The following is a 20,054-nucleotide window of genomic DNA, read 5'->3' as shown; positions in this document are numbered from 1 at the left end:
CCCGCCGGTCCGGCGCCGACGACAACCACTTCGACCCGCTCCATCGTCACCCTCCCGGGGACGTCAGCTCGGCTTCGCGCCTTTCTCCCGCAGCACGACCCAGCGCTCGCTGCCGATCTCGAGCGACTCCATGAACCCGGTGACCGTGAGCCGCTCGCCCTTCTTCGGCAACACTCGATCAGTGATCACCCGGATCGAACCGGTGTCGTCCCGCAGCGTGAAGTACTTCACGAACAGAACGGACGCGGCGTCGGTGACGGTGCCGTGGATGGTGATCTGCTTGTTTTCGTAGTCCCGCGGCCGCTCGAGAACGTCCTTGATCCTGGTTGCGGTAAGACGATTGAACTGCTCGCAGGAGGCGGCGGCCAAAACGAGGCAGAGAAGCGCCGGGAGACAGGACGCAGCGCGCATCGCGGCGCATGGGGAGAGCCGACGGCGACAGGCTGCGCGCGAAGTCATGCCCGCGATACTATTGGACGGAAAATCGGCTTGTCAAACGGAATTTCGGCCGCGACGGCGTCGCTGTCCGCGCGTGGCGTTCCGCTGCAGCCAATTCAGGAGACTGGCGGACGTATTCGAAGGCGAGGAGAAGAAATTTACAGGTGGTGCGCCCGCCGAGAATCGAACTCGGACTTAGGGTTCCGGAGACCCTCGTGATATCCTTTTCACTACGGGCGCCCGCTGATTTTTGTACCATCGGCGGGACCGCCGAGTCAACGCGCCACCCGCCAGCCCGGCGGCACGGAGCCCGAAACCGTGCTCGCCACCGCCACCATCTCGTCGTGAATGGTTCCGTTGGAGGCCAGCGTCTCGCTGCCCCAGAGGGAAAACCGTCCGCCGGAAAAGTCGCTGATGCGCCCGCCGGCCTCGGTCACGATGAGGCTTCCGGCGGCGGTATCCCACGGCTGGAGCTTCATCTCCCAGAAGCCGTCGAGCCGGCCGCAGGCGACGTAGCAGAGATCCAGCGCCGCCGAACCGTCGCGCCGCACGCCCTGGGAGCGGACCATGAAGGCCTTGAAGTAAGCGAGGTAGAAATCGGGATGCTCGCGTCGATCGTAGGGAAAGCCGGTGGCGAGCAGTGATTTGTCCAGCTCGGGGGTGCTTGAGATTCGAATGGTGCTGCCGTTGAGCGTTGCGCCGTGCCCCTTCGCGGCGCGGAAACATTCCCGACGCAGCGGATCGTAGACGAGCCCGACGATCAGCTCACTTTCGTGCTCGAGAGCGATCGAGACGCAGAAATGCGGATAGCCGTGGGCGAAATTGGTCGTGCCGTCGAGCGGATCGACGATCCAGCGATAGCCGCTTCCGGAGCCCGTGACGTTCGATTCCTCTTCCGCGAGGATCGCATGGTCGGGAAAGCGCTCGCGCAACGCGGCGACGATGCAGCGCTCGCTTTCCCGGTCGGCGGCCGTCACAAGATCGATCGCTCCCTTGTAGTCGATTGTCTGGGGCTTCAGCCAGCTCTCGCGCAATAGCTCACCGGCCGCCCTTGCCGCGTCCCACGCCGCCGACAGAAAACTCGCAACCATGCCCGTCATTGCGGAAACGTCCGTCGCAAACCGCCGAGTGCTATGTTACCTAATGGGTCGTGAAGATTCGAGCGCCGGCGAAAATCAATCTCGGGCTGCGCGTTACCGGCAAGCGCAAAGATGGCTATCATCTGATCGATTCGATCCTGGCGCCGATCTCGCTCTGGGACGAGGTCGAGATCCGGCGGCGCCCCGTTGCGGGCCGGAAAGCCCGCCCGCGGCGGCAAATCTCGGTCTCGTGCGTGCCCCCGATCGCGCCGCGGGGACGGCGAAATATCGCTTACCGCGCGGCGGAGCTGCTGCTTTCCGAAGCGCGGGTCGACGCCTCGATCGTCATCCGCATCCGTAAGCGCATTCCCGTGGGGGCGGGCCTCGGAGGCGGGAGCAGCGACGCCGCGGCCGCGTTGATTGGCCTGAACCGGCTGCTTCGGTTGGGCTGGACGCGTCGCCGGCTGGCCCGTCTCGCAGTCCGGCTGGGCGCAGACGTGCCGTTTTTCGTATACGGCCGGACGGCCCGGGCCCGGGGTATCGGCGAACGGCTCACCCCCGTTTCCGGGCTCCGCCGGCTCTGGCTGGTGGTGCTCTATCCGGGCTTTCCTGTGGCCACTTCCTGGGCTTACCGGAACGCGCCAGTTAAGTTGACAAAACCCATTGCAAATACTAGCATTACGTCGCGATTGCGGAGCCTGAAAGGTCTGCCGGAAATTCTCGTCAACGACCTTGAGGCGGTTACTTTGGCCCGATATCCTCGGATCCGTCGCCTGAAGGAGAGTTTGGCACAGCAGGGCGCCGTCCTGGCCCTGATGTCCGGGAGCGGATCTTCGGTCTTCGGCGTCTTTACTTCGAGGCAAAAAGCGGCGCAAGCCTTTGCCCGGTTGCGGAAGGAGGAGGGGGTTCACGCTTTTCTTGCACATACGTTGAGGTAGTGGGGGAACAACAAGCCCGCAAGGTTTGTCCGGCATCAGGCCGCGCGCGAAGAGGAGGTCCCTATGCAGGTTACAGAAGTTAGGGTCTTTCCTGTCGATGAAGATAAGCTGAGGGCTTATGTGACCATCACTCTCGACCACTGTTTCGTGATCCGCGATCTCAAGATCATCCGAGGGACCACGGGCTTCTTCGTGTCGATGCCGAGCAAGAAGAGAAAAGACGGAACCTACAAGGACATCGCCCATCCGATCAACAACGAGACGCGAAGAATGATTGAAGACAAGATCATAGCCGAGTACGAGAAAGTTCTCGCGGAAGGGGGGAGCCAGAGAGCCCTCGGAGGCGGGTAGACCGATCATCTGCCCGGGCGGATGAACATCTCTGGGGAGGTTCGGGGATGGGCGGTCGCCAAGCGGTAAGGCCCCGGACTTTGGATCCGGTATCGAAGGTTCGAATCCTTCCCGCCCAGCCAGTTTCCACCTGATTGACGCGGCGCGATTCCATCAAAGACGGCCCGGTCTCGCGCTCGTTCGGCGGGTTTTTTCTTTTTTGTCAGCTCACGCTCGGCCCGTCCGTGAACCGGACGAGGCGTTTCGGGCGCGGGAATTGCTATACGATCCCGGCGGGATGGTTATGAGTCGACAAGGCGCGGAGCTTAAGATTTTTGCGGGCAATTCCAACCCGCCGCTGGCGCGGGAGATCAGCGATTATCTCAAGGTGCCGCTGGGCGAAGCCGTCGTCGAGACGTTCAGCGACGGGGAAAGCAAGGTCGAGATCAAGGAGAACGTTCGGGGCGCCGACGTCTTCGTCCTGCAGTCGACCTGTTCCCCGGGAAACAACAACCTGATGGAGCTCCTCCTCATGCTCGACGCCTTCAAGCGGGCCTCCGCCAAGCGCATCACCGCGGTGATGCCGTACTACGGCTACGCGCGGCAGGACCGCAAAGTGGTGCCGCGGGTGCCGATCAGCGCCAAGCTCGTGGCCGACCTGATCACCACCGCGGGCGCCTCGCGCATGCTCACGATGGATCTCCACTCGGGCCAGATTCAGGGGTTCTTCGACATCCCGGTCGACAACCTGTACGCGACGCCGGTCCTGCTCCAGCACCTGCGCAAGCGGCTGAACAACCACGAAGTGACGATCGTCTCGCCGGACGCCGGCGGCGTGGAGCGGGCGCGCGCGATCGCCACGCGACTGGACGCCTCGCTCGCGATCATCGACAAGCGGCGGGTCGGCCCCAACGTCGTGGCCGAGATGAACATCATCGGCGAGGTCAAGGATCAGGTCGCCGTCCTGCTCGACGACATGGTCGACACCGCCGGCACGCTGACCATGGCGGCGGAGGCCCTGAAGCGCGAGGGGGCGAAAAGGATCCTCGGGTGTTGCACCCACGCCGTGCTCTCGGGGCCGGCAATCCAGAGAATCGAGGAATCGCCGCTGGAAGAACTGATCGTGACCAATACGATTCCGCTCGGGCCGGAAGCCCAGAGATGCCGTAAGATCAAGGTGCTTTCGGTCGCGCACCTGATCGGCGAGGCGATTCGCCGCACGCACGAGGAGGAGTCGATCAGCTCGCTGTTCGTCTGATTCCGGCCGGGCGTTTTTTTACAGGAGGTAGCTTTCGTTGGAAACTCTTGAGATCCATGCCGATGCGCGTGAGGTGAAGGCCAAGCGGCAGGCGCGCCGGCTCCGCCGCGCCGGAAAGATTCCGGGCGTGCTCTACGGTCCGAAGACGCCGCCGGTTCCTCTGCAGCTCGACAAAAGAGAGTTCTCGACCCGGGTGGGCGTGCTGACCGGCTCGCATCTCGTCAGGCTGAGGTCGGAGTCTCCCGCGCTGGCCGACAAGGTCGCGCTCGTCAAGGAGATGCAGTTCCATCCGGTCACCGGGGAGATCCTTCACGCGGACTTTTACGAGGTCGATCTGAGCATCAAGATCCAGGTGCAAGTCCCGCTCCAGTTCGTCGGGAAGGCCGCGGGAGTGGTTCGCGGCGGTATCCTGCAGCCCGTGGTTCGCGAGATCGAGGTCGAATGCCTGCCGCTGGACATCCCGGAATCGATCCAGGTCGACGTGAGCGAGCTCGACATCGGAGACGCCATTCACGTGGAGGACCTCAAGATGCCGCCCGGCATCAGCGCCGTATTCGACTCCAACTTCACGATCGTGACGGTGGTGCCGCCGACGGTCGAGGAGGCTCCGGCTCCAGCCGCGGCGGCTCCGGTGGAGGGAGCCGTAGCGCCGACACTGGGCGCGCCGGAAGAGAAGAAAGAGGGCGCCGAAGAAACCTGATGCCGGGTCTGTTCTGCGCGACGGGACCCGAGCGGTGAAGCTTGTCGTCGGCCTCGGCAATCCGGGCAAGAAGTACGAGCGGACGCGCCATAATCTCGGCTTCGTCGTGGTCGAGCTGGTCGCCGAGCGTCGCGGCGCCAGGCTGCGTTCCCGCCGGTGCGATTCCCTGGTGGGGGAAGCGGTCTTCGATGGCGAGCGGGTCCTGCTCGCAAAGCCGCAGACTTACATGAACCGCAGCGGGGCGGCGGTAAGGGCGCTGCTGAAAGAATGCGGAGCGACTCCGCAGGACCTGATCGTCGTTTACGACGATCTCGACCTGCCGTTCGGGAGAATTCGCATACGCCCCGGGGGAAGCGCCGGCGGCCACCGCGGAGTGCAGTCGATTCTCGACGAGCTGGCGGGAGCGTCGTTTTACCGGGTGCGGCTGGGGATCGGGCGTCCGCCGGAGGGTGTCGATCCTACGGACTACGTGCTCGAGCCCTTCACGCCGGAGGAAGCGAGCCGCCTGGGCGAGTTCGCCGGGCGCGCGGCGGACGCGGTCGCCTGTCTGCTGCTCGAGGGCCCGGAGCGGGCGATGGGGCAGTTCAACCGGGCGGGGTAGCGCGTGCGCGCGGCATTGTAAAGGCGGGCTTGCTGTGCTAAAAACAACCATTTATCGCGGAGGGATGCTCGACCGTGGCACTTTATGAAACCCTTTTCATCGTTCATCCGGAAAAGGGGGGTAGAGTCAAAGAGTTCATCGACCGGTTCAGAAAGATCATCGAGAGCCAGGAAGGCACGGTGACCGACGTCGATGAATGGGGCCTGCGGGAGCTGGCCTACCGCATTCAGAAGCAGAACAGGGGATATTACGCGCTGCTGCGGTATCGCTCATCGGGGCGCGGCGTCGAGGAGCTGGAGCGTAACCTCAAGCTCACCGACGGCATCTTGCGTTACCTTACGGTCCGGGCGGAAGAGGGGAGCCCGACTCGCGGCGTGTCTCCTCCCAAGAGCCGCGAGGAGGAAGGCGGGAAGACGGGCGGCGAGCCGGGCCCGGGCAAAGCGGAAGCGCCGGCCTAAGGAGGCGAACCGCCGGGCGGCCCTCCGATGGGCGAGTACAACAAAGTCATCTTGTTGGGAAATCTCACCCGGGACCCGGAGCTTCGTTACACGCCGGCGGGCGCCGCGGTTTGCGAGTTTTCGCTGGCGGTCCCTCACCGTTACCGCGTCCACGAGGAGCTCAAGGAGGACGTCTGCTACATCGACGTCGTGGCGATGGGGCGGGTGGCGGAGAACAGCAAGAGTTTTCTCCGTAAGGGCTCGCGAGTCCTGGTGGACGGGCGGCTGAACCAGCGCCGCTGGGAAACTCCCGACGGCAAGAAGCGAAGCAAGCACGAGATCGTCGCGAATACCGTGCAATTTTTAGACGGCGCGGGCGCACCGGCAGGCGACCAGGATCAGGAATCGCACTGATCCGCCGGCCGCGCCGGACAGGATAGGGTTCTATGTCAAAAAAAGAGACGACGACCAGGGTTGGCAGGAGCGACGAGGAGAAGGGAAGTTCCCGGCGCCGGCCCATGTTTCGCCGCAAGGTCTGCCGGTTTTGCGCCGACAAGTCGTTGAGAATCGACTACAAGGACGTACGCACCATCGGCGCGTTCATCACGGAACGCGGCAAGATAACGCCGAGTCGCATCACCGGGAATTGCGCGCACCACCAGCGGCTGCTCACGACGGCGATCAAGCGAGCGCGCAACGTCGCGCTGCTGCCTTTCACGACGGCAAAAAGCTAGCCCGCAAGCCGGGGTGATTATGCAACGGCTGGAAACGGCCAGCAAATTTCTCCTGGCTCTGACTGCGACAGCGTTCCTCTTCATCAGCGGCATCATGGCTCCGCCCGCCGGAATCGTGCTGCTGCCGCTGGTCCCGCAGCCGGCGCTCTCGTTCGGGTTGCGTTTCGGGGCGCCCAGCGGCATCGGCGTGACGCTCGCCGCCGCGGCGCTGTTCCTCCTGATCGCCGGCGAGGAGCTGGCGCTGATTTACGGGCTTTTCGGGCTCGTGGTCGCGCTGCTGTTCGCGCTGCTCGGACGCGTGCGGGCGGTCGAGTATCTGGTCTTCGGCGTCGCTTCCGCGGTCTATGCCGCGGCAGGGGCGCTGCTGTTCTATTTCTACGGTTCGTGGTCCGCGATGGTGCGAGATTTCCGGGCGAGCATGACCGAAAACTTCGCGGCCGCCGTGCAGATCCAGGAGCGAATGGGTCTTCCGAAGGAGAGCATCGACGCGCTCCGGGAGCAATCTCCGGAAATTGTCGGCCTGCTCCTCTATCTGCTGCCGGCGCTGCTGTTCGTCGCTGTCGGGGTCGTCGTGTTGCTGAACTTCTTCCTGCTGTGGCATCGTTTTCCGGAGCGGCGCGAGCAGTGGTTTGCCGTCGAGACGTTACGAGAGTGGAAGGCTCCCGAGCCGCTGGTCTGGGGTTTCATCGCATGCGGCTTCTCGTTGTTTCTGCCGGTGCCGGGCGTGCTGAAGGCGCTCGGGGCGAATCTTCTGGTCGTGATCGCCGCCTGTTATTTTTTCCAGGGCCTGGCGATCGTAGCGTTCTTTTTCGACAAGAACCGGGTGCCGCGGTTCTTCCGCGGCGTCACCTATCTGTTCATCGCCTTCCAGCAGATCTTTACGTTTCTGGTCATCGGCCTCGGTCTGTTCGACCTGTGGATCGACTTTCGACGCTTGAGGAAGAAAAACCTGAAGCCGAGCCAGGTTTCATAGAGGAGGCAAGATGGAGGTCATTCTCAAGGAAGACATTCCCAATCTCGGCAAGATCGGAGAGGTCGTGCGCGTGCGCGACGGCTTCGCGCGCAACTACCTGTTGCCGCGCGGGCTGGTCCTGGTGGCGAACAAGAAGAACCTGAAGTTTTTCGAGCACCAGAAGCGGGTGGTCGCGGATCAAAAGCAGCGTCTGGTGCGCGAGGCCCAGGCGGAAGCCGAGCGGCTCGCCGGGCTCGTCCTCGAGCTGCCCATGAGGGCGGGCGAGGAAGGCAAGCTCTTCGGCTCCGTCACCAATCTCCAGATCGAAAAGGCGCTCAAGGCCAAAGGCTTCGAGATCGATCGGCGCAAGATCCACCTGCCTGAGCCCATTCGCGCGCTCGGCGAATTCGAGGTGCCGGTCCGGCTCGCGGCCGAGGTGACGGTGCCCCTGAAGGTCGTGGTCGTTCCGGAGGAGGGCGAAAAGTAGCCCGGCACGGAGACCCGTTCCGGTGTTCCGCTCCGGCGCCGTTGCCGCCGGCCTGACCCGCGCCGGAAGCGGCGGCGCCCGCAGGGCGAGGGTCGGATTGCTGCTTGCCGCCGTTCTCTGGAGCCTGGCCGGCGTCTTCATCAAATTCCTCCCGCTCCATCCCCTGGCAATCGTATTCTACCGGAGCTTTTTTGCGTCGCTGTTCTTCGGCTTCTTCGCCCGCACCACTTCGTTCCCGCGCGCCGCGACCGCCGTCTCGATGTGCAGCTACACCGCGGCGATCAGCGCGTTCGTCGCCGCCAACAAGCTCACCACCGCGGCGAACGCCATCGTCCTGCAGTACACCGCCCCGATCTTCGTTTTCCTCATCGTCCGCTTTCTGCTTCGCGAGGCGGTTTCCGCGGCGAGCTGGCTCGCGCTCCTCTGCGGGATGCTCGGGGTGAGTCTGATCTTCGCGGGGAGCGCGGGAGAGCCCGACGCCCCGGGCGTCGCCATGGCCGTGCTGAGCGGCGCGTTGTTCGCGATTTACATGGTGAGCCAGCGCTTTCTCACCGGCGTCCACGCCGCGACGCTGACCTTCGCCAACAACCTCGCCTGCTGCGTGCTGCTGCTCCCGTTCGTGTGGCGGGAGCTGGCGGTGGCCGGGGATCAGGCGGCGATCCTGGCCGTCATGGGAGTGGTGCAGCTCGGCATCCCCTACTGGCTTTTTGCCCGGGCGGTCGCCAGCATCACGGTGCAGGAGGCGTCGCTGATCGTGCTGGTGGAGCCGGTGCTCAACCCGGTCTGGGTGGCGCTGGCGGTGGGGGAGCTGCCGTCGGCGGCCACCGCGGGCGGCGCGGCGCTGATCCTCGGCGGGCTCGCGCTGCGCTACTGGCGGGAAAAGCCGCCGCCCGGGCGATGACGGCCGCGCTCCGCGGTTTCGCCTGGGCGCGGGAATTGTGATAAGGTACGGCGATCGTCAACAAGACCAGGGAGGGAACGATCATGAACTGGGGCATGGCCAATCGCATGGCAAGAATCGTCAAGCCGGAGGACGGGCGCGCCGTCATGCTCGCCGTCGATCACGGTTACTTTCTCGGGCCCACCAGCGGCCTGGAGCAGCCGCGCAGGACGATCGCGCCGCTGCTGCCCTACGCCGACTCGATCATGCTCACCCGCGGCGTCCTGCGCAGCTCGGTCGATCCGGGCGCGAACGTGCCCGTAGTGCTCCGCGTCTCCGGCGGCTCGAGCATCCTGAAAGAGCTCTCCAACGAGGACATCACGGTCTCGATCGAGGACGCGATCCGACTCAACGCGTCAGCGCTGGCGCTTTCGATCTTCGTCGGGGCGGAATTCGAGAAGCAGACCCTCGTGAGCCTTGCCCGGCTGGTCGACGAAGGCGAGAAATACGGGATCCCGATCCTGGCGGTCACCGCGGTCGGCAAGGACATGGCGCGCGACGTGCGCTATCTGGGGCTGGCCTGCCGGATCGCCGCCGAGCTGGGGGCGCACATCGTCAAAACCTACTATTGCGAGCAGTTCGAGCAGCTCGTCGAGAGCTGCCCGATCCCGGTGATCATCGCCGGCGGCAAGAAGACGCCCGAGATCGAAGCGCTGGAGCTGACGTACAACGCGGTGACGCGCGGCGCCGTCGGCGTCGACATGGGGCGCAACATCTTCCAGTCCGATAGCCCCGTGGGCATGATCCGCGCCGTGCGGGCGATCGTCCACGAAAAGGCCTCGGTGAAGGAAGCCTATCGGATCTACGAAAGCTCGAGAGAGGCCGCGCCGCGGCGGGCGGCAAGCTAGAAAAGGTTACCGGCTCGCGGAGCTGAAACGCGCGACGATGCCGACGTTTCGGAAATTCACGGAAATCGCGGCATGGCGATAGGCTCGCGAATCCCCGCGAGCCTTGAGGTTCGACGGCCGGGGTCCTGTCGCGCCCGCATATCGCGTTCGATCAGGACCGTGTTTCTCGCGAACAATTCGAGCGGCTGGTTGCGGAGACAGAGCCCGACCGGTCGAATGATCGGCGTATCGGTGGTTTGTTTGCGCAAATCGCAGACTCGCGGACTGAAGCTCAAGACGCCCTGAGCCCGATTCAGGATTCCCCGATGTCGTTCCCGAACCAGCAACCGGAAACCGAGAACCGGAAACCCGCCCCGGCCGGCATGGCCGTCGCCATGTATTACAACAACCGCGACGTGCGGCTGGAGCGGATGGCGGTACCGCGGATCGGGGCCGGGGAGCTGCTGGTGCGCGTGCGGGCGAGCGGCATCTGCGGCAGCGATCTCATGGAGTGGTATCGCGCGAGGAAGGCCCCGCTGGTTCTCGGCCACGAGATCTCCGGCGAGGTGGCCGAGGCCGGCGCCGGCGCCGGCGACTTCCGGCCGGGCGACCGGGTTTTCGCCGCGCATCATGTTCCGTGCGGCGCGTGCCGCTACTGCCTCGACGGTCACGAGTCGGTCTGCGACACGCTGCGTTCCACCCACTTCGATCCCGGCGGGTTCGCGGAGTACGTCCGGGTGCCGAAGATCAACGTCGAGCTGGGAACGTTCCGCATTGCCGAGGAGCTGTCCTTCGACGAGGCCTCCTTCATCGAGCCGCTGGCCTGCGTGGTGCGGGCGCAGCGCTTTGCGCGCGTGCGGCCGGGTCAGACCGTGCTCGTGATCGGCAGCGGCGTTTCCGGCCTCCTGCACGTGCAGCTCGCCCGGGCGCGCGGCGCCGCGCGCGTGATCGCCACCGACGTGAGCGACTTCCGCTTGAAGGCGGCCGGCGAGCTGGGTGCGGACGCCGCGATTCACGCCGCGGGCGAGGTGCCGGCGCGCGTGCGCGAGCTCAACGGCGGGCGGCCGGCCGACGTCGTGATCGTCTGCACCGGCGCCGCGGCGGCGATCCGCCACGCCGTGCAATCGGTCGACCGCGGCGGCACGCTGCTGTTCTTCGCGCCCGCGCCCGAGGGCGTCGACGTTCCGATCCCTCTTTTCCAGTTCTGGCGCGACGAGATCTCGGTCGTGACCTCGTACGCCGGAAGCGGGCCGGAGCTGCGCGAGTCGATGGAGCTCATCCGTTCGCGAAAGGTTCGCGTCGCGCCCATGATCACGCACCGCCTGCCGCTCGCCGAAGCCGGCCTCGGCTTTCGCCTCGCCGCGGAAGGCAAGGACGCGATCAAGGTGATCCTGGACCCTGCCCTTTAAAAGTCCAGGGTCTACAGTCCGGAGTCCGGGGTTGACCTTGGACTCCGGAACCCGGACGCTATCTGCCTCCCATCCCCAGCTCCCGCCGCGCCTTGTCGACGAAACTGTAGTCGACTACCTCGGAAGCTGCGACGGGGCGGGAGACCTTCGCGCTTTCGCGCGCCAGATCGACCAGCACCTGCACCGATTCGGGCGTGACGCGCGCGTCCCGGGTGAGGACACGGCCGACCTGCCGCGACATCTCCGCCGCCATCCGCCGGTCGCTTACCTTCCACTGCTTCATCATGATTGCGGTGACGGCGTCGCGGTTCTCGGCGTCCCAGATGAACTGCAGGCCGCGGAGCGTGGCGCGAACCATGCGGTAGACCTCGTCGGGGTTCTCGCGGATCTTCTTCTCGGAGGTCCCGAAGCCGTTCTGGGGGAATTCGACGACGTCGCCCGCGAAAACCAGCTCGTTGAAGCCCCGATCGAGAGCGATGATGTTCTCGGGAACCGAGAGAAACGACGCGTCGACGAGGGCGCTTTCGAGCACGGCGTAGCGGCTCGCCGCGGAGCCTCCCATCGGGAGCAGCGAAACGTCCCGTCCCGGCTCGAGCCCGAAGTGGCGCAGGATCCTGTCGGCGATCAGCGTCGCGGTGCCGCCGGGCGAGCTCCCCGCGATCTTCTTGCCGCGCAGTTGCTTTACGTCCTTGATCTCCTTCCGGCTCACGAGGAACAGAAGCGGCTTGGAGACGGTGAACAGCAGGACCTTCATCGGCTGGCCGCGGACTGCGGCACCGATCGTGCCGGTGACCGCGCCGTTGTAATCGACGTCGCCGTTGAGCACCGCCGTACTCGCCAGGTTCGCGGGCATGTGGACGATTTCGAGCTCGATCCCCTCGTCCTTGAAAAAGCCCCGGTGCAGCGCGGTGTAGAGCGCGAGAAAGGAGACGTTGGTCGACGAGTTGCCCATGCGGACCTTTTTCAGCGCCTGGGCGAAGGAAGGGGCGGGCAGCGCGGCCGGACCGGCGAGCAAGGCGACGATCCATGCCGCCGCGACGGCTCTTGTCCTGCGCATCGGAACCTCCTCCGGGGGATTCCCCCTTGTTTTCGGACTGCGCTCAATCGAGGTGGCTCCACTCCTCGAATTCTTCGAGCCCGAGCCGCTGCAGCGTGTCCATGAACGGGCGGCCGGTCTTCTCGTGCCGCCCCGAGCAGCGGTAGTACTCGTGGATCAGCTGCGGGAGCCACCGGGCGATGGTGAAACCGCGGTACTTGCCGTCCGGGATCGGTTCGAGAAAGCGCGGGCCGACGTCCTGCCAATCGTGCTCGGCGATCCAGCCGCGCTGCGTGCCGAACAGGCTCTGGAGAACGATCGCTCTCAGGCCCGCCTCCAGCATCTCGTCGAGGTCCACGTCCCAGCCGGTCGTGGCGTTGAGGGAATCCACCATGCTCCGAAGCCCGTCGGGCACCTTGTCGTTGAGCGCGAACCAGCAGCCGCCCATCATCCCGCAGGCCTGGCGGAACTGCTCGGTGCGCAGATGGGAGATCGCCCAGCCGTCCGGCTTCGCCGGGTCGAGCGGTCCCCATTTTTCGCGATAGGCGAGATCCGGCGGCGGCTCGCGGCCGCCCGCTCCCTGCGGCTTCATCCCGCCGCTGGCAACCAGCTCGCGGAGCATCTGGCTGAGCAGCGGGCGCCATTCGTGCTGCGCCGGCGTTCCCCCCTTGGTGTGAACGACCCACTTCAGGGCTTCTCCCCCCAGGGCAAGCGCAAGGTCCTTGGGTCCGTCGGCGAGCAAATTGCCGAGCCAGCCTTCGCGCCGGGCGCAGCGCTCGAGCAAGGTTTCCGCCGCTTCCAGATCGCCCCATTCGAGCCTCAGGCCGTCGGTGCGGTCCGGCCCGAGCAGGCCTTTTTCCCATGCCTCGAAAGCCAGCCCGGCGCCGCAGGCATAGTGGCTGCATTCGATGCCGAGATCGTTGATGCGCTCCGCGAGATAGAGGACATCGTTGCCCTTGAAGCCGAGGTTGTAAAAGGTGTCCATCCACTCGCTGCCGGCGTTGAAGCGGCCGATCTTTCCCAGGTGGCGTCCTTCGCCGATCTCGACGTCCCACGGGCACATCCGCGGGCACTGGAAGCACGGGCGCAAGACGACGTGGTTCCGGTCGAGGCCGCGCGCCTCGTCGGTGATCACCGTGCTGCGCCAGTTGAGCCTGGTGATCGCGCCCCAGTCTTCGCCATGGCCGACGCTTGTCAGCCGTTTTTCCACCGTGGTGGTCCGCGGGGCGAGCGCTTTTTTCCATCTGAGGCCGGCCTCGATCAGCGCGCTCCTGTCGAAGGGAACGGGCCGCCGGGTTCCCCAGGCGACGATCGCCTTGAGCTTCTTGGAGCCCATCACGGCGCCGAGTCCGTGGGCGGCGGTGTGATTGTAGTCGTTGACCAGCATGGCGGCCCGGACGAGGTTCTCCCCCGCCGGCCCGATCGAGCCGACGCGGGCGTCCAGGCGTCCGATCTCGGCGCGGATCGCGTCCTCGGTCTCGCGCGTTCCCTTGCCCCACAGGCGCGAGGCGTCGCGCAGCTCGATCTTGTCCTCGCCGACGTAGAGGTAAACCGGCCGCGAGGCTGCTCCGGTCAGGATGAGGCCGTCGTAGCCGGCGCCCTTGAGCGCGACCGCGAAGTAGCCGCTGGTGGCGCCGCGCCCGAGCGTGTAGCGCGTCGCCGGGCTCAGGTAGACGAAGCAGATCTTGGTTCCCCCGGGCGTGAAACCCGTGCCGGTGATCGGACCGGTCATGCCGACGATGACGGCGCGCGGATCGTAGGGATCGACGCCGGGCGGAAGCTCGTGGATGAGAATGTACTCCGCCATCAGCTGCCCGCCCCAGTACTTGCGCAGCAACGGCTCCTCGGGGAGATTCAACGCGGTCGATTCACCCGAGGTCAGGTCGACGCGCAGGACCTTTCCCATGTAGCCGCCGGGGAGGCGGCTGCGGCGCTCGGCCGGGAAAAAGCCGGAGTAGTCGGAGCTCATGGTGAAATACCGTTCAAGCCGTTCAAACCGTATCGCCTCGCGGCGGTTCAACAGCTCAATCGTGACGAGAGCTCGAGCTGTTCAGCTTCATTCCCCCGCCGCCCAGAGCACGCGGTCCGCGGGCAGCTCGATATCGAGCCTTTCCCAGCTTTCCCCGGCGTCGCTGCTGAACATGAGATCGCCGGCGCCGCCCGGACCGGATGCGTGCCCGCGCGCCACATTGCCGAACCCGGCAAAGACCGCCCGCGGATCGAAGGGATGGCGGGCCAGGGCCCAGACCATCGAGTCGAGATTTTCCGCAAGCCCGCGCGTCACGCGCGTCCAGGATCGCGCGCCGTCGGCGCTCCGAAAGAGCGCGGCGCGCGCCCCTCGCTGCTCGCGCCGCCAGACGCCCGGCGAACCGTCCGCGGCGGCGAGCAGCATCTCCGGCGGCTCGCCCGGCGTCGCGGGCGGAAAAAAGACAAAATCGTGGAAATAGTTCCGGGTGAGGCCCGCTTCCGTCCTCGACCAGCCCCGCGCCGGATCGGCGCTGGTGAAGAAGCCGCGCGCGCTCGCCAGATAATAGCGCTCAAAGCTCCCGGGGAAGTTCGCGATCGCGTGAATATCGAGGTAGTCGATCCCCTGGCTCACGTCTTCCCAGGTTTCGCCCCGATCGAAGCTCCGCACGACGCCGCCGTGCTCGATGCAAAGATAAATGACCTTGGCGTCGTCGGGATGAATGAAGATGTGGCGGACGTGTCCCAGGTGCGGGGGCCGTGGAAACCACCAGTTCTTGCGTACCGCTTCCGGAAGGTCCTTGAGAGTTTTCAGCTCCCGCCAGCGATCGCCGCCGTCCTCGCTGCGGAAGAGCGCAACCGGCTCCACGCCGGCGTACACGACGGCGTCGTCGGCCGGGTCGACGGTGACCGCGCGGATGTCGCCGTCGAGGACCTTGCTCCAGCTCCGGCCGCCGTCCGAGGTGCGATAGAGGCCGTCGTGGGCAACCCCTGCGTAGACTCGCTCGGGCCTGGCGCGGCAGCCGGAGATCGAGTCGATGATGGCGTCCTCGAACGCTCGGGACACCTTTTCCCAGCCGCCCTTCTTCGGGCGGCAGACGATCAGGCCTTGCTGGGTGCCGGCGTACAGACGGACCCCCTGGCTCATGACAGCTCTCCCTGGTTCCAAACGCTGAACCTGCCCGACAATTGGAACCGTCTGAACGGAGCGCAGCAGTCGAGCGGCTTGAACGATTCTTTGATCACGGAAACAAGTCCACCCGTCCGGTGCCGGGCTGGCGATCCCAACGGCTCTCCAGGCTGCGAAAGTAGGTCCAGGCTCTCTGCGCCCGGCGCTCCAGCGCGATCTCGGCGCCGAACGCGCGACATTCCCCCGGGCTGACCGTCCCGACCTCGCCCAGCGCCGCCGCCTGCATCGTTTTTTTGGCGTCGTCCTCGAGAACGAGGGAAGCAAAGAGCACCTCGGGAAGATTCCTGCCTGCGACCACGATCCCGTGAGCGCGCAGCAGGACCGCGCGCTTTTCGCCCATCACCTTGAGGAGACCGTCGGCCCGGGCCGGCGTCGTGATCAGGTGGGCCTCGGAATAAAGCGGTACGCCGTCGCCGAAGATCGCTCCCTGCAGCGTCACCGGCTGGAAAGGGCGCCGGGCGATGGCGAACAGCGTCGCGTAGGGCGTGTGGAGGTGCGCGACCGCAACGGCGTCGGCGCGTGAGCGGTGCAGCGCTGTGTGGATCGGCCACTCGACCGGAGGGCGTTCGCTCCCCTCGGTCGGATTGCCCTGCAGGTCGATCGGGATCATCTCCTGCGCGCGCAGCCTGCCCTTGTCGGAGCCCATGCCGGGTGTGATGAAGATCCGTTTCGTTTCGGGCTGGTAAACGCTCACGTGGCCGAAAAGGCCGATCAGCCCCTGCATTGCGAAGATGCGCGCGCAGGTCGCCAGCTCTTCGCGCAGGTCGTTTTCCGTTTTCATGGGCTCGCGCTCCTCCGGGCGGTCTCCGGCTCATCCTCGCTCGGGCGTCCGTCGGCGGCGGGAAAGAGCCTCGGCAAATAGCGGTAGATCAGACGCCCGGGATGAACGGCCGCCAGGTAAAGCGCCCTGAGCTTGCCGGCGATGCCGCAGCGGGGCGTCAGGAGATCCTTGAGCATGAGGCCGAGCGGGACGTTGTGCCGCGGAAATCTTTCCGGCCCGATCCCGCGCACGCCGTAGCTCTCCTTTTTTTCCTTGAGCACGTAGAGAGCCCGCCCGCCGCCGGCTTCCCGATCCCCGTAAACGTAGCCGCCTACTTCGCCGGCCCGCTCGCTCGCTTTGCGGGAGATTTCCTCGCTTGCGCCGAAGTCGAGCGCGCCCGCAGGGCAGGCCTGGACGCAAAACGGCTGCTCGTCTCGGCCGATCCGGTCGCTGCACATCGTGCACTTGGCGGCCTTGCCGGTGAGGTCGTCCCTGGCGATGACGCCCCACGGGCAGGCGTGGATGCAATAGTCGCAGCCGATACATTTTCCGCCGTCGATCACCACCGGACCTTCCTCGTACTTGGTGATCGCTTCGACGGGGCAGATCGCGGCGCAGGCGGGGTAGTCGCAGTGCATGCAGCTGTTGCGCGCCCAGAGCGGCGAAAGCCCTTCGAGGACCGGCGGCTCGATCGTTATCCAGTTGGTCGCGGAAATCGCGTAAGGGCTGGTGCGGTCGTGCTCGTTCCAGTCCTTGCAGGCCTGGACGCAATGGCGGCAACCGATGCACCTGGTGGCGTCGAACAGGATGCTCCTCGGCTTTCCGTCCGCGAGACGGCCGGTCGGAACGAGAGTGCCGTATTGCCGTGCGAGGGCTTCGGTCCCGCTGGCAGCCATGGCGCGTCCCCGTTTATTGATAGTTCCCGGTTTCGAAGTCCCCGCTTCCGATCTTACGCCGAGCGCGAAGTCCCGGTTCCCTTCCGGCGGGTGCCCACCTGCCGACCAAGCAAGGGTCGTTTATCACTTCCGTTTTACCCCCGTCAACCGAGGCGAATTGCGCGGCCGGCTCCTCATCGCCTGCCGCCCGATAAGAGCTCCTGGTGCACCTCGCGCAGCAGGGAAAAATCGACGAGCTGGCTCAGCGGCGGGGCCGCTGCGAGCTTGAGCGGGCGGGTGATCGTGAGCTCGACGTTGTGCCGTAGCGCCTCGTCGTCGGCCAGCCCGGGACGGCGCGCGTCGATCGCCCTGATACAGACATTGGCCGCGGCCTCGGTGACGTCGCGAGGGTGGCCGAACTCCGCCTCGGCGATCCGGTAGATCTCTTCGGGGCGCTCGAGCATGAGCTGCAGGCTTTGCACCATCGCGCGCGTCCAGCGCTTGAGCTTGTCGCGGCGGTTGGCGAGGTGGGCGTCCGAGGTGGAATAGCCAGCCCAGGGCCAGGGGCCCATATCGGCCAGAAGCGCCAGCTCGGTGAAACCCTGCTTCTTCAGAACGTAGGCGGCGTCGGGATTGAAGGCGCGCGCATGGATGACGCCGCTGCGCATGGCGGCGATGGAGGTTCTGGCGCCGCCCACGACCATGAAGGTCACGTCCCTTTTCGGATCGAGACCGTGATGCTGCAGGACCATGGCGGCGGCGATCTCGGTGGTGGCGCCGGGGCCCGTGGTGCCGACGATTTTTCCCCTGAGGTCCGCTACCCGCTTAATTCCCGGGGCGCCCATGAAGACGAACAACGACTTCTCGTAAGGAAAAAAATTGGCCTTGAGCGGTGCACCCCTGGCCGCGGCGCGCATCGCGGAGCCCGCGATCCCGGCGACGTCGATCTCGCCGGCCATCAGCGCGGCGACCACGGCGTTGGAGCTGACCTGAATCCACTGGATTTCGAGGTTTTCGCGCGCGAACAGGCCGGAGCGAATGCCGGCAAAGAGAGGAAGGTAGCCGAAGTCCTTGGTCGACAGCGCGACGCGAAGCAGCTCGGCGGGCGCATCCGGCGGGCGAGAGAGGGAGCAGCAAAAGAGCAAAAAGGCGGCGAGCGCGGCTCCGGGCAGCCGGCTAAGCGCCGGGGCCGCTCGTAGTGTCGTCCTGACCGACGCGGACATCGATCCTCCGACAGGCGCTGTTTCCCGCACGCCGCGACGGGCTCGATCCTCTACCGGCCTTCCACGGGCGCCGGAAAATGAAGCTCGAGGTAGTTCCCCTCACTGTCGAACATGTAAATGGTCTTGCCGCTGGCGCGATCGACGCTGCGGTGGTACCTGCCCAGCTCTTTGGCCGTGCGCAGCGCCTCGTCGTAATCTTCCCAGGGCATGTCGAAAGCGTGGTGCGCGATGCCGTCCTCGTCGAGGGCGTCCCTCCCGATGGGGCGAGGGCGCTCGAAGAGAACGACGGTGTCCGCGCCGCAGCGCAGGCGGTCGAGCCTTTGGACCCGACCGTGGATCGGCAGCGCGTCGGGGTTGTCCGGATTGCCACCGACCCGGCCCAGATATTCCATCCCGAGGATTCGCGTGTAGAAGTCGCGCGCCCGGTCGAGATCGTCCACGGGGATTCCCAGGTGGTAGACCTTGGTGAGCTTCATAAGCCCTCCTCCGCCGGCGCGTGATTCTCTTCCCGGACCCGGGGCGCTGTCAAGCGGCTGCCCCGCGCCGTTGCTTCCGCCGCGGCTTCCGCCTATCATCCCCGCGTAGGGCGCGTTATGGCACGGGCGTTCTTCAAGGTGGTTCCACCCAGGGAAGCGCTGCGGCTGTTGCTGGAGGTCTCCCCGGTGACCTCGGCCGAGACCGTTTCCACGGTCAAGGCGCGCGGTCGCGTCCTGGCCGAGGATCTCTGTTCGCGGGTCGACTTGCCGCACTTCCACCGCGCGGCGATGGACGGATACGCCGTGCGGGCCAGGGACACGTTCGGAGCGAGCCAGAGCCTGCCGGCTTATCTGAAGCTTGCCGGAGTGGTCGAGATGGGCAAGGAGGCCACGCAACCGCTCGGCGCCGGCGAGGCGATGCGCATCTCGACCGGCGGCATGATGCCGCCCGGAAGCGACGCTGTGGTGATGGTGGAGTACACCGAAGAGACCGAAGGCGGTCTCGTCGAGATCCATCGAGGGGTTTCGCCCTGGCAGAACGTCATCCGGGTCGGCGACGATATAAAGAAGGGAGACCCCGTCTTTCCCAGGGGAAAGCGTCTGCGGGCGCACGATCTCGGCGCGCTGACCGGCATCGGCGTCTCGTCGGTGCCCGTCTACGGAAAGCCTCGCGTGGGGCTGATCTCCACCGGCGACGAGATCGTCGAAGCGGACGTGGAGCCCGGCCCCGGACAGGTGCGCAACATCAACCAGCATTCGCTGGGCGCCATGATCGAGGAAGCGGGAGGCGAGCTGCGGGACTGGGGGGTCGTGCAGGACGACAAGCGGGAGCTCGGGCGCGCGATCGGCGAGGCGCTCGAATGGGCCGACCTGGTGCTGCTCTCGGGCGGGAGCTCGATGGGCGCCAAGGACATCACCCTGGAGACGATCCTCTCGTTTCCGCGGTCGGAGTTCGTCTTTCACGGCATCTCGGTGGCTCCGGGGAAGCCCACGATCTTCGCGCGCGCCTGCGGCAAGCCGATCGTCGGGCTGCCGGGCTATCCCGTCTCCGCTCTGGTCATCTTCGATCTTTTCGCCGCGCCGCTCATCCGCCGGCTCGGCGGCGAAAGCATCGCCGCCATCGAGCGGCCGAAGAACTCCGTGCGCGCGATCCTCAAGACTAACGTCGCCTCGCAGGCGGGGCGCGAGGACTACGTCCGCGTCACGCTCGAGCGCGACGGCGAGCGATGGCTGGCCACGCCGCTGCCGGGCAAGTCGGGGGCGATCTTCACGCTGGTCAAGGCCGACGGCATGATCCGAATCGACTTGCAGAGCGAAGGATTGGAGCAGGGGGACGAAGTGGAAGTGCTGTTGTTTTAGCCCGGCGCTCGGTGCGCGAGAAACGTCTCGCGGCTGGCGGC

General features: G+C 65.9%; 23 protein-coding genes and 2 tRNA genes. 15 read left to right on the top strand and 10 right to left on the bottom strand.

The window, feature by feature from the left end:
* Window positions 1–63: 63 nt before the first annotated feature.
* From VNN77_18375 to VNN77_18365, 3 genes are all read right to left on the bottom strand, one after another.
* Complete coding sequence (locus VNN77_18375; GenBank protein ID HXG53368.1) at window positions 64–411, bottom strand: hypothetical protein; 348 nt, start codon at window positions 409–411, stop codon at window positions 64–66.
* A gap of 192 nt (window positions 412–603) precedes the next feature.
* Window positions 604–678, bottom strand: a tRNA-Arg gene (locus VNN77_18370).
* A 35-nt stretch (window positions 679–713) separates the two neighbouring features.
* A complete protein-coding gene (locus VNN77_18365; protein HXG53367.1) occupies window positions 714–1,538 on the bottom strand; it encodes an inositol monophosphatase family protein in 825 nt (274 codons plus the stop codon).
* A 50-nt stretch (window positions 1,539–1,588) separates the two neighbouring features.
* On the opposite strand from VNN77_18365, the gene ispE reads away from it, so the two are divergent.
* The 14 genes from ispE to VNN77_18295 all read left to right on the top strand — a co-directional run bounded on the left by ispE (window position 1,589) and on the right by VNN77_18295 (window position 11,130).
* Window positions 1,589–2,455, top strand: coding sequence for a 4-(cytidine 5'-diphospho)-2-C-methyl-D-erythritol kinase (ispE, locus tag VNN77_18360; protein HXG53366.1), 867 nt, complete (start codon window positions 1,589–1,591; stop codon window positions 2,453–2,455).
* 63 nt (window positions 2,456–2,518) lie between these two features.
* Window positions 2,519–2,806: a septation regulator SpoVG gene (gene spoVG / locus VNN77_18355; protein HXG53365.1), complete on the top strand. Its 288-nt coding sequence runs from the start codon at window positions 2,519–2,521 to the stop codon at window positions 2,804–2,806.
* 48 nt (window positions 2,807–2,854) lie between these two features.
* A tRNA-Gln gene (locus VNN77_18350) sits at window positions 2,855–2,928 on the top strand.
* Between the two features lie 161 nt (window positions 2,929–3,089).
* Window positions 3,090–4,043 (top strand): ribose-phosphate pyrophosphokinase, encoded by a 954-nt coding sequence (locus tag VNN77_18345; GenBank protein ID HXG53364.1) that lies wholly within the window; start codon window positions 3,090–3,092, stop codon window positions 4,041–4,043.
* A 37-nt stretch (window positions 4,044–4,080) separates the two neighbouring features.
* Complete coding sequence (locus VNN77_18340) at window positions 4,081–4,743, top strand: 50S ribosomal protein L25/general stress protein Ctc (protein HXG53363.1); 663 nt, start codon at window positions 4,081–4,083, stop codon at window positions 4,741–4,743.
* 34 nt (window positions 4,744–4,777) lie between these two features.
* Window positions 4,778–5,344 carry an aminoacyl-tRNA hydrolase gene (gene pth / locus VNN77_18335; GenBank protein HXG53362.1) on the top strand — a complete coding sequence of 189 codons (567 nt, stop codon included), beginning with the start codon at window positions 4,778–4,780 and terminating at the stop codon, window positions 5,342–5,344.
* 74 nt (window positions 5,345–5,418) lie between these two features.
* Window positions 5,419–5,802, top strand: coding sequence for a 30S ribosomal protein S6 (gene rpsF, locus VNN77_18330; GenBank protein ID HXG53361.1), 384 nt, complete (start codon window positions 5,419–5,421; stop codon window positions 5,800–5,802).
* A 27-nt stretch (window positions 5,803–5,829) separates the two neighbouring features.
* Window positions 5,830–6,195, top strand: a complete 366-nt coding sequence (ssb, locus tag VNN77_18325; GenBank protein HXG53360.1) for a single-stranded DNA-binding protein — start codon at window positions 5,830–5,832, stop codon at window positions 6,193–6,195.
* Between the two features lie 32 nt (window positions 6,196–6,227).
* Window positions 6,228–6,515, top strand: a complete 288-nt coding sequence (rpsR, locus tag VNN77_18320) for a 30S ribosomal protein S18 (protein HXG53359.1) — start codon at window positions 6,228–6,230, stop codon at window positions 6,513–6,515.
* 19 nt (window positions 6,516–6,534) lie between these two features.
* On the top strand, window positions 6,535–7,488 hold the full coding sequence (locus tag VNN77_18315) for a DUF2232 domain-containing protein (protein HXG53358.1): 954 nt from the start codon (window positions 6,535–6,537) through the stop codon (window positions 7,486–7,488).
* Window positions 7,489–7,498: 10 nt separating this feature from the next.
* A complete protein-coding gene (gene rplI / locus VNN77_18310) occupies window positions 7,499–7,954 on the top strand; it encodes a 50S ribosomal protein L9 (protein HXG53357.1) in 456 nt (151 codons plus the stop codon).
* Window positions 7,955–7,976: 22 nt separating this feature from the next.
* Complete coding sequence (locus VNN77_18305; GenBank protein ID HXG53356.1) at window positions 7,977–8,855, top strand: DMT family transporter; 879 nt, start codon at window positions 7,977–7,979, stop codon at window positions 8,853–8,855.
* An 83-nt stretch (window positions 8,856–8,938) separates the two neighbouring features.
* Entirely contained in the window at window positions 8,939–9,742 is an 804-nt protein-coding gene (lsrF, locus tag VNN77_18300) for a 3-hydroxy-5-phosphonooxypentane-2,4-dione thiolase (GenBank protein HXG53355.1), read from the top strand.
* Window positions 9,743–10,047: 305 nt separating this feature from the next.
* Window positions 10,048–11,130, top strand: a complete 1,083-nt coding sequence (locus VNN77_18295) for an alcohol dehydrogenase catalytic domain-containing protein (GenBank protein ID HXG53354.1) — start codon at window positions 10,048–10,050, stop codon at window positions 11,128–11,130.
* Between the two features lie 58 nt (window positions 11,131–11,188).
* Here the strand turns inward: VNN77_18295 and VNN77_18290 are convergent, their stop codons facing one another.
* From VNN77_18290 to VNN77_18260, 7 genes are all read right to left on the bottom strand, one after another.
* Complete coding sequence (locus VNN77_18290; GenBank protein ID HXG53353.1) at window positions 11,189–12,187, bottom strand: ABC transporter substrate-binding protein; 999 nt, start codon at window positions 12,185–12,187, stop codon at window positions 11,189–11,191.
* A 43-nt stretch (window positions 12,188–12,230) separates the two neighbouring features.
* Entirely contained in the window at window positions 12,231–14,135 is a 1,905-nt protein-coding gene (locus VNN77_18285) for an aldehyde ferredoxin oxidoreductase N-terminal domain-containing protein (protein HXG53352.1), read from the bottom strand.
* Window positions 14,136–14,222: 87 nt separating this feature from the next.
* Window positions 14,223–15,278: a hypothetical protein gene (locus tag VNN77_18280; GenBank protein ID HXG53351.1), complete on the bottom strand. Its 1,056-nt coding sequence runs from the start codon at window positions 15,276–15,278 to the stop codon at window positions 14,223–14,225.
* A gap of 94 nt (window positions 15,279–15,372) precedes the next feature.
* Entirely contained in the window at window positions 15,373–16,101 is a 729-nt protein-coding gene (locus tag VNN77_18275) for a class II aldolase/adducin family protein (protein ID HXG53350.1), read from the bottom strand.
* Complete coding sequence (locus VNN77_18270; protein HXG53349.1) at window positions 16,098–16,976, bottom strand: 4Fe-4S dicluster domain-containing protein; 879 nt, start codon at window positions 16,974–16,976, stop codon at window positions 16,098–16,100. The genes VNN77_18275 and VNN77_18270 overlap by 4 nt, the downstream gene beginning before the upstream one ends.
* A gap of 173 nt (window positions 16,977–17,149) precedes the next feature.
* Window positions 17,150–18,178: an ABC transporter substrate-binding protein gene (locus VNN77_18265; GenBank protein HXG53348.1), complete on the bottom strand. Its 1,029-nt coding sequence runs from the start codon at window positions 18,176–18,178 to the stop codon at window positions 17,150–17,152.
* 50 nt (window positions 18,179–18,228) lie between these two features.
* Window positions 18,229–18,654, bottom strand: coding sequence for a VOC family protein (locus tag VNN77_18260; GenBank protein HXG53347.1), 426 nt, complete (start codon window positions 18,652–18,654; stop codon window positions 18,229–18,231).
* A 117-nt stretch (window positions 18,655–18,771) separates the two neighbouring features.
* Here VNN77_18260 and glp point away from each other — a divergent pair, with 117 nt between their 5' ends.
* Window positions 18,772–20,013, top strand: coding sequence for a gephyrin-like molybdotransferase Glp (gene glp / locus VNN77_18255; GenBank protein ID HXG53346.1), 1,242 nt, complete (start codon window positions 18,772–18,774; stop codon window positions 20,011–20,013).
* Window positions 20,014–20,054: the final 41 nt, after the last annotated feature.

It is taken from the genome of Candidatus Zixiibacteriota bacterium, from assembly GCA_035574315.1.
GTDB lineage: Bacteria > Desulfobacterota > Binatia > UBA9968 > UBA9968 > DATLYW01.
Note: the sequence above shows the minus strand (reverse complement) of the source record. Positions and strands in the feature narration are given on the sequence as shown.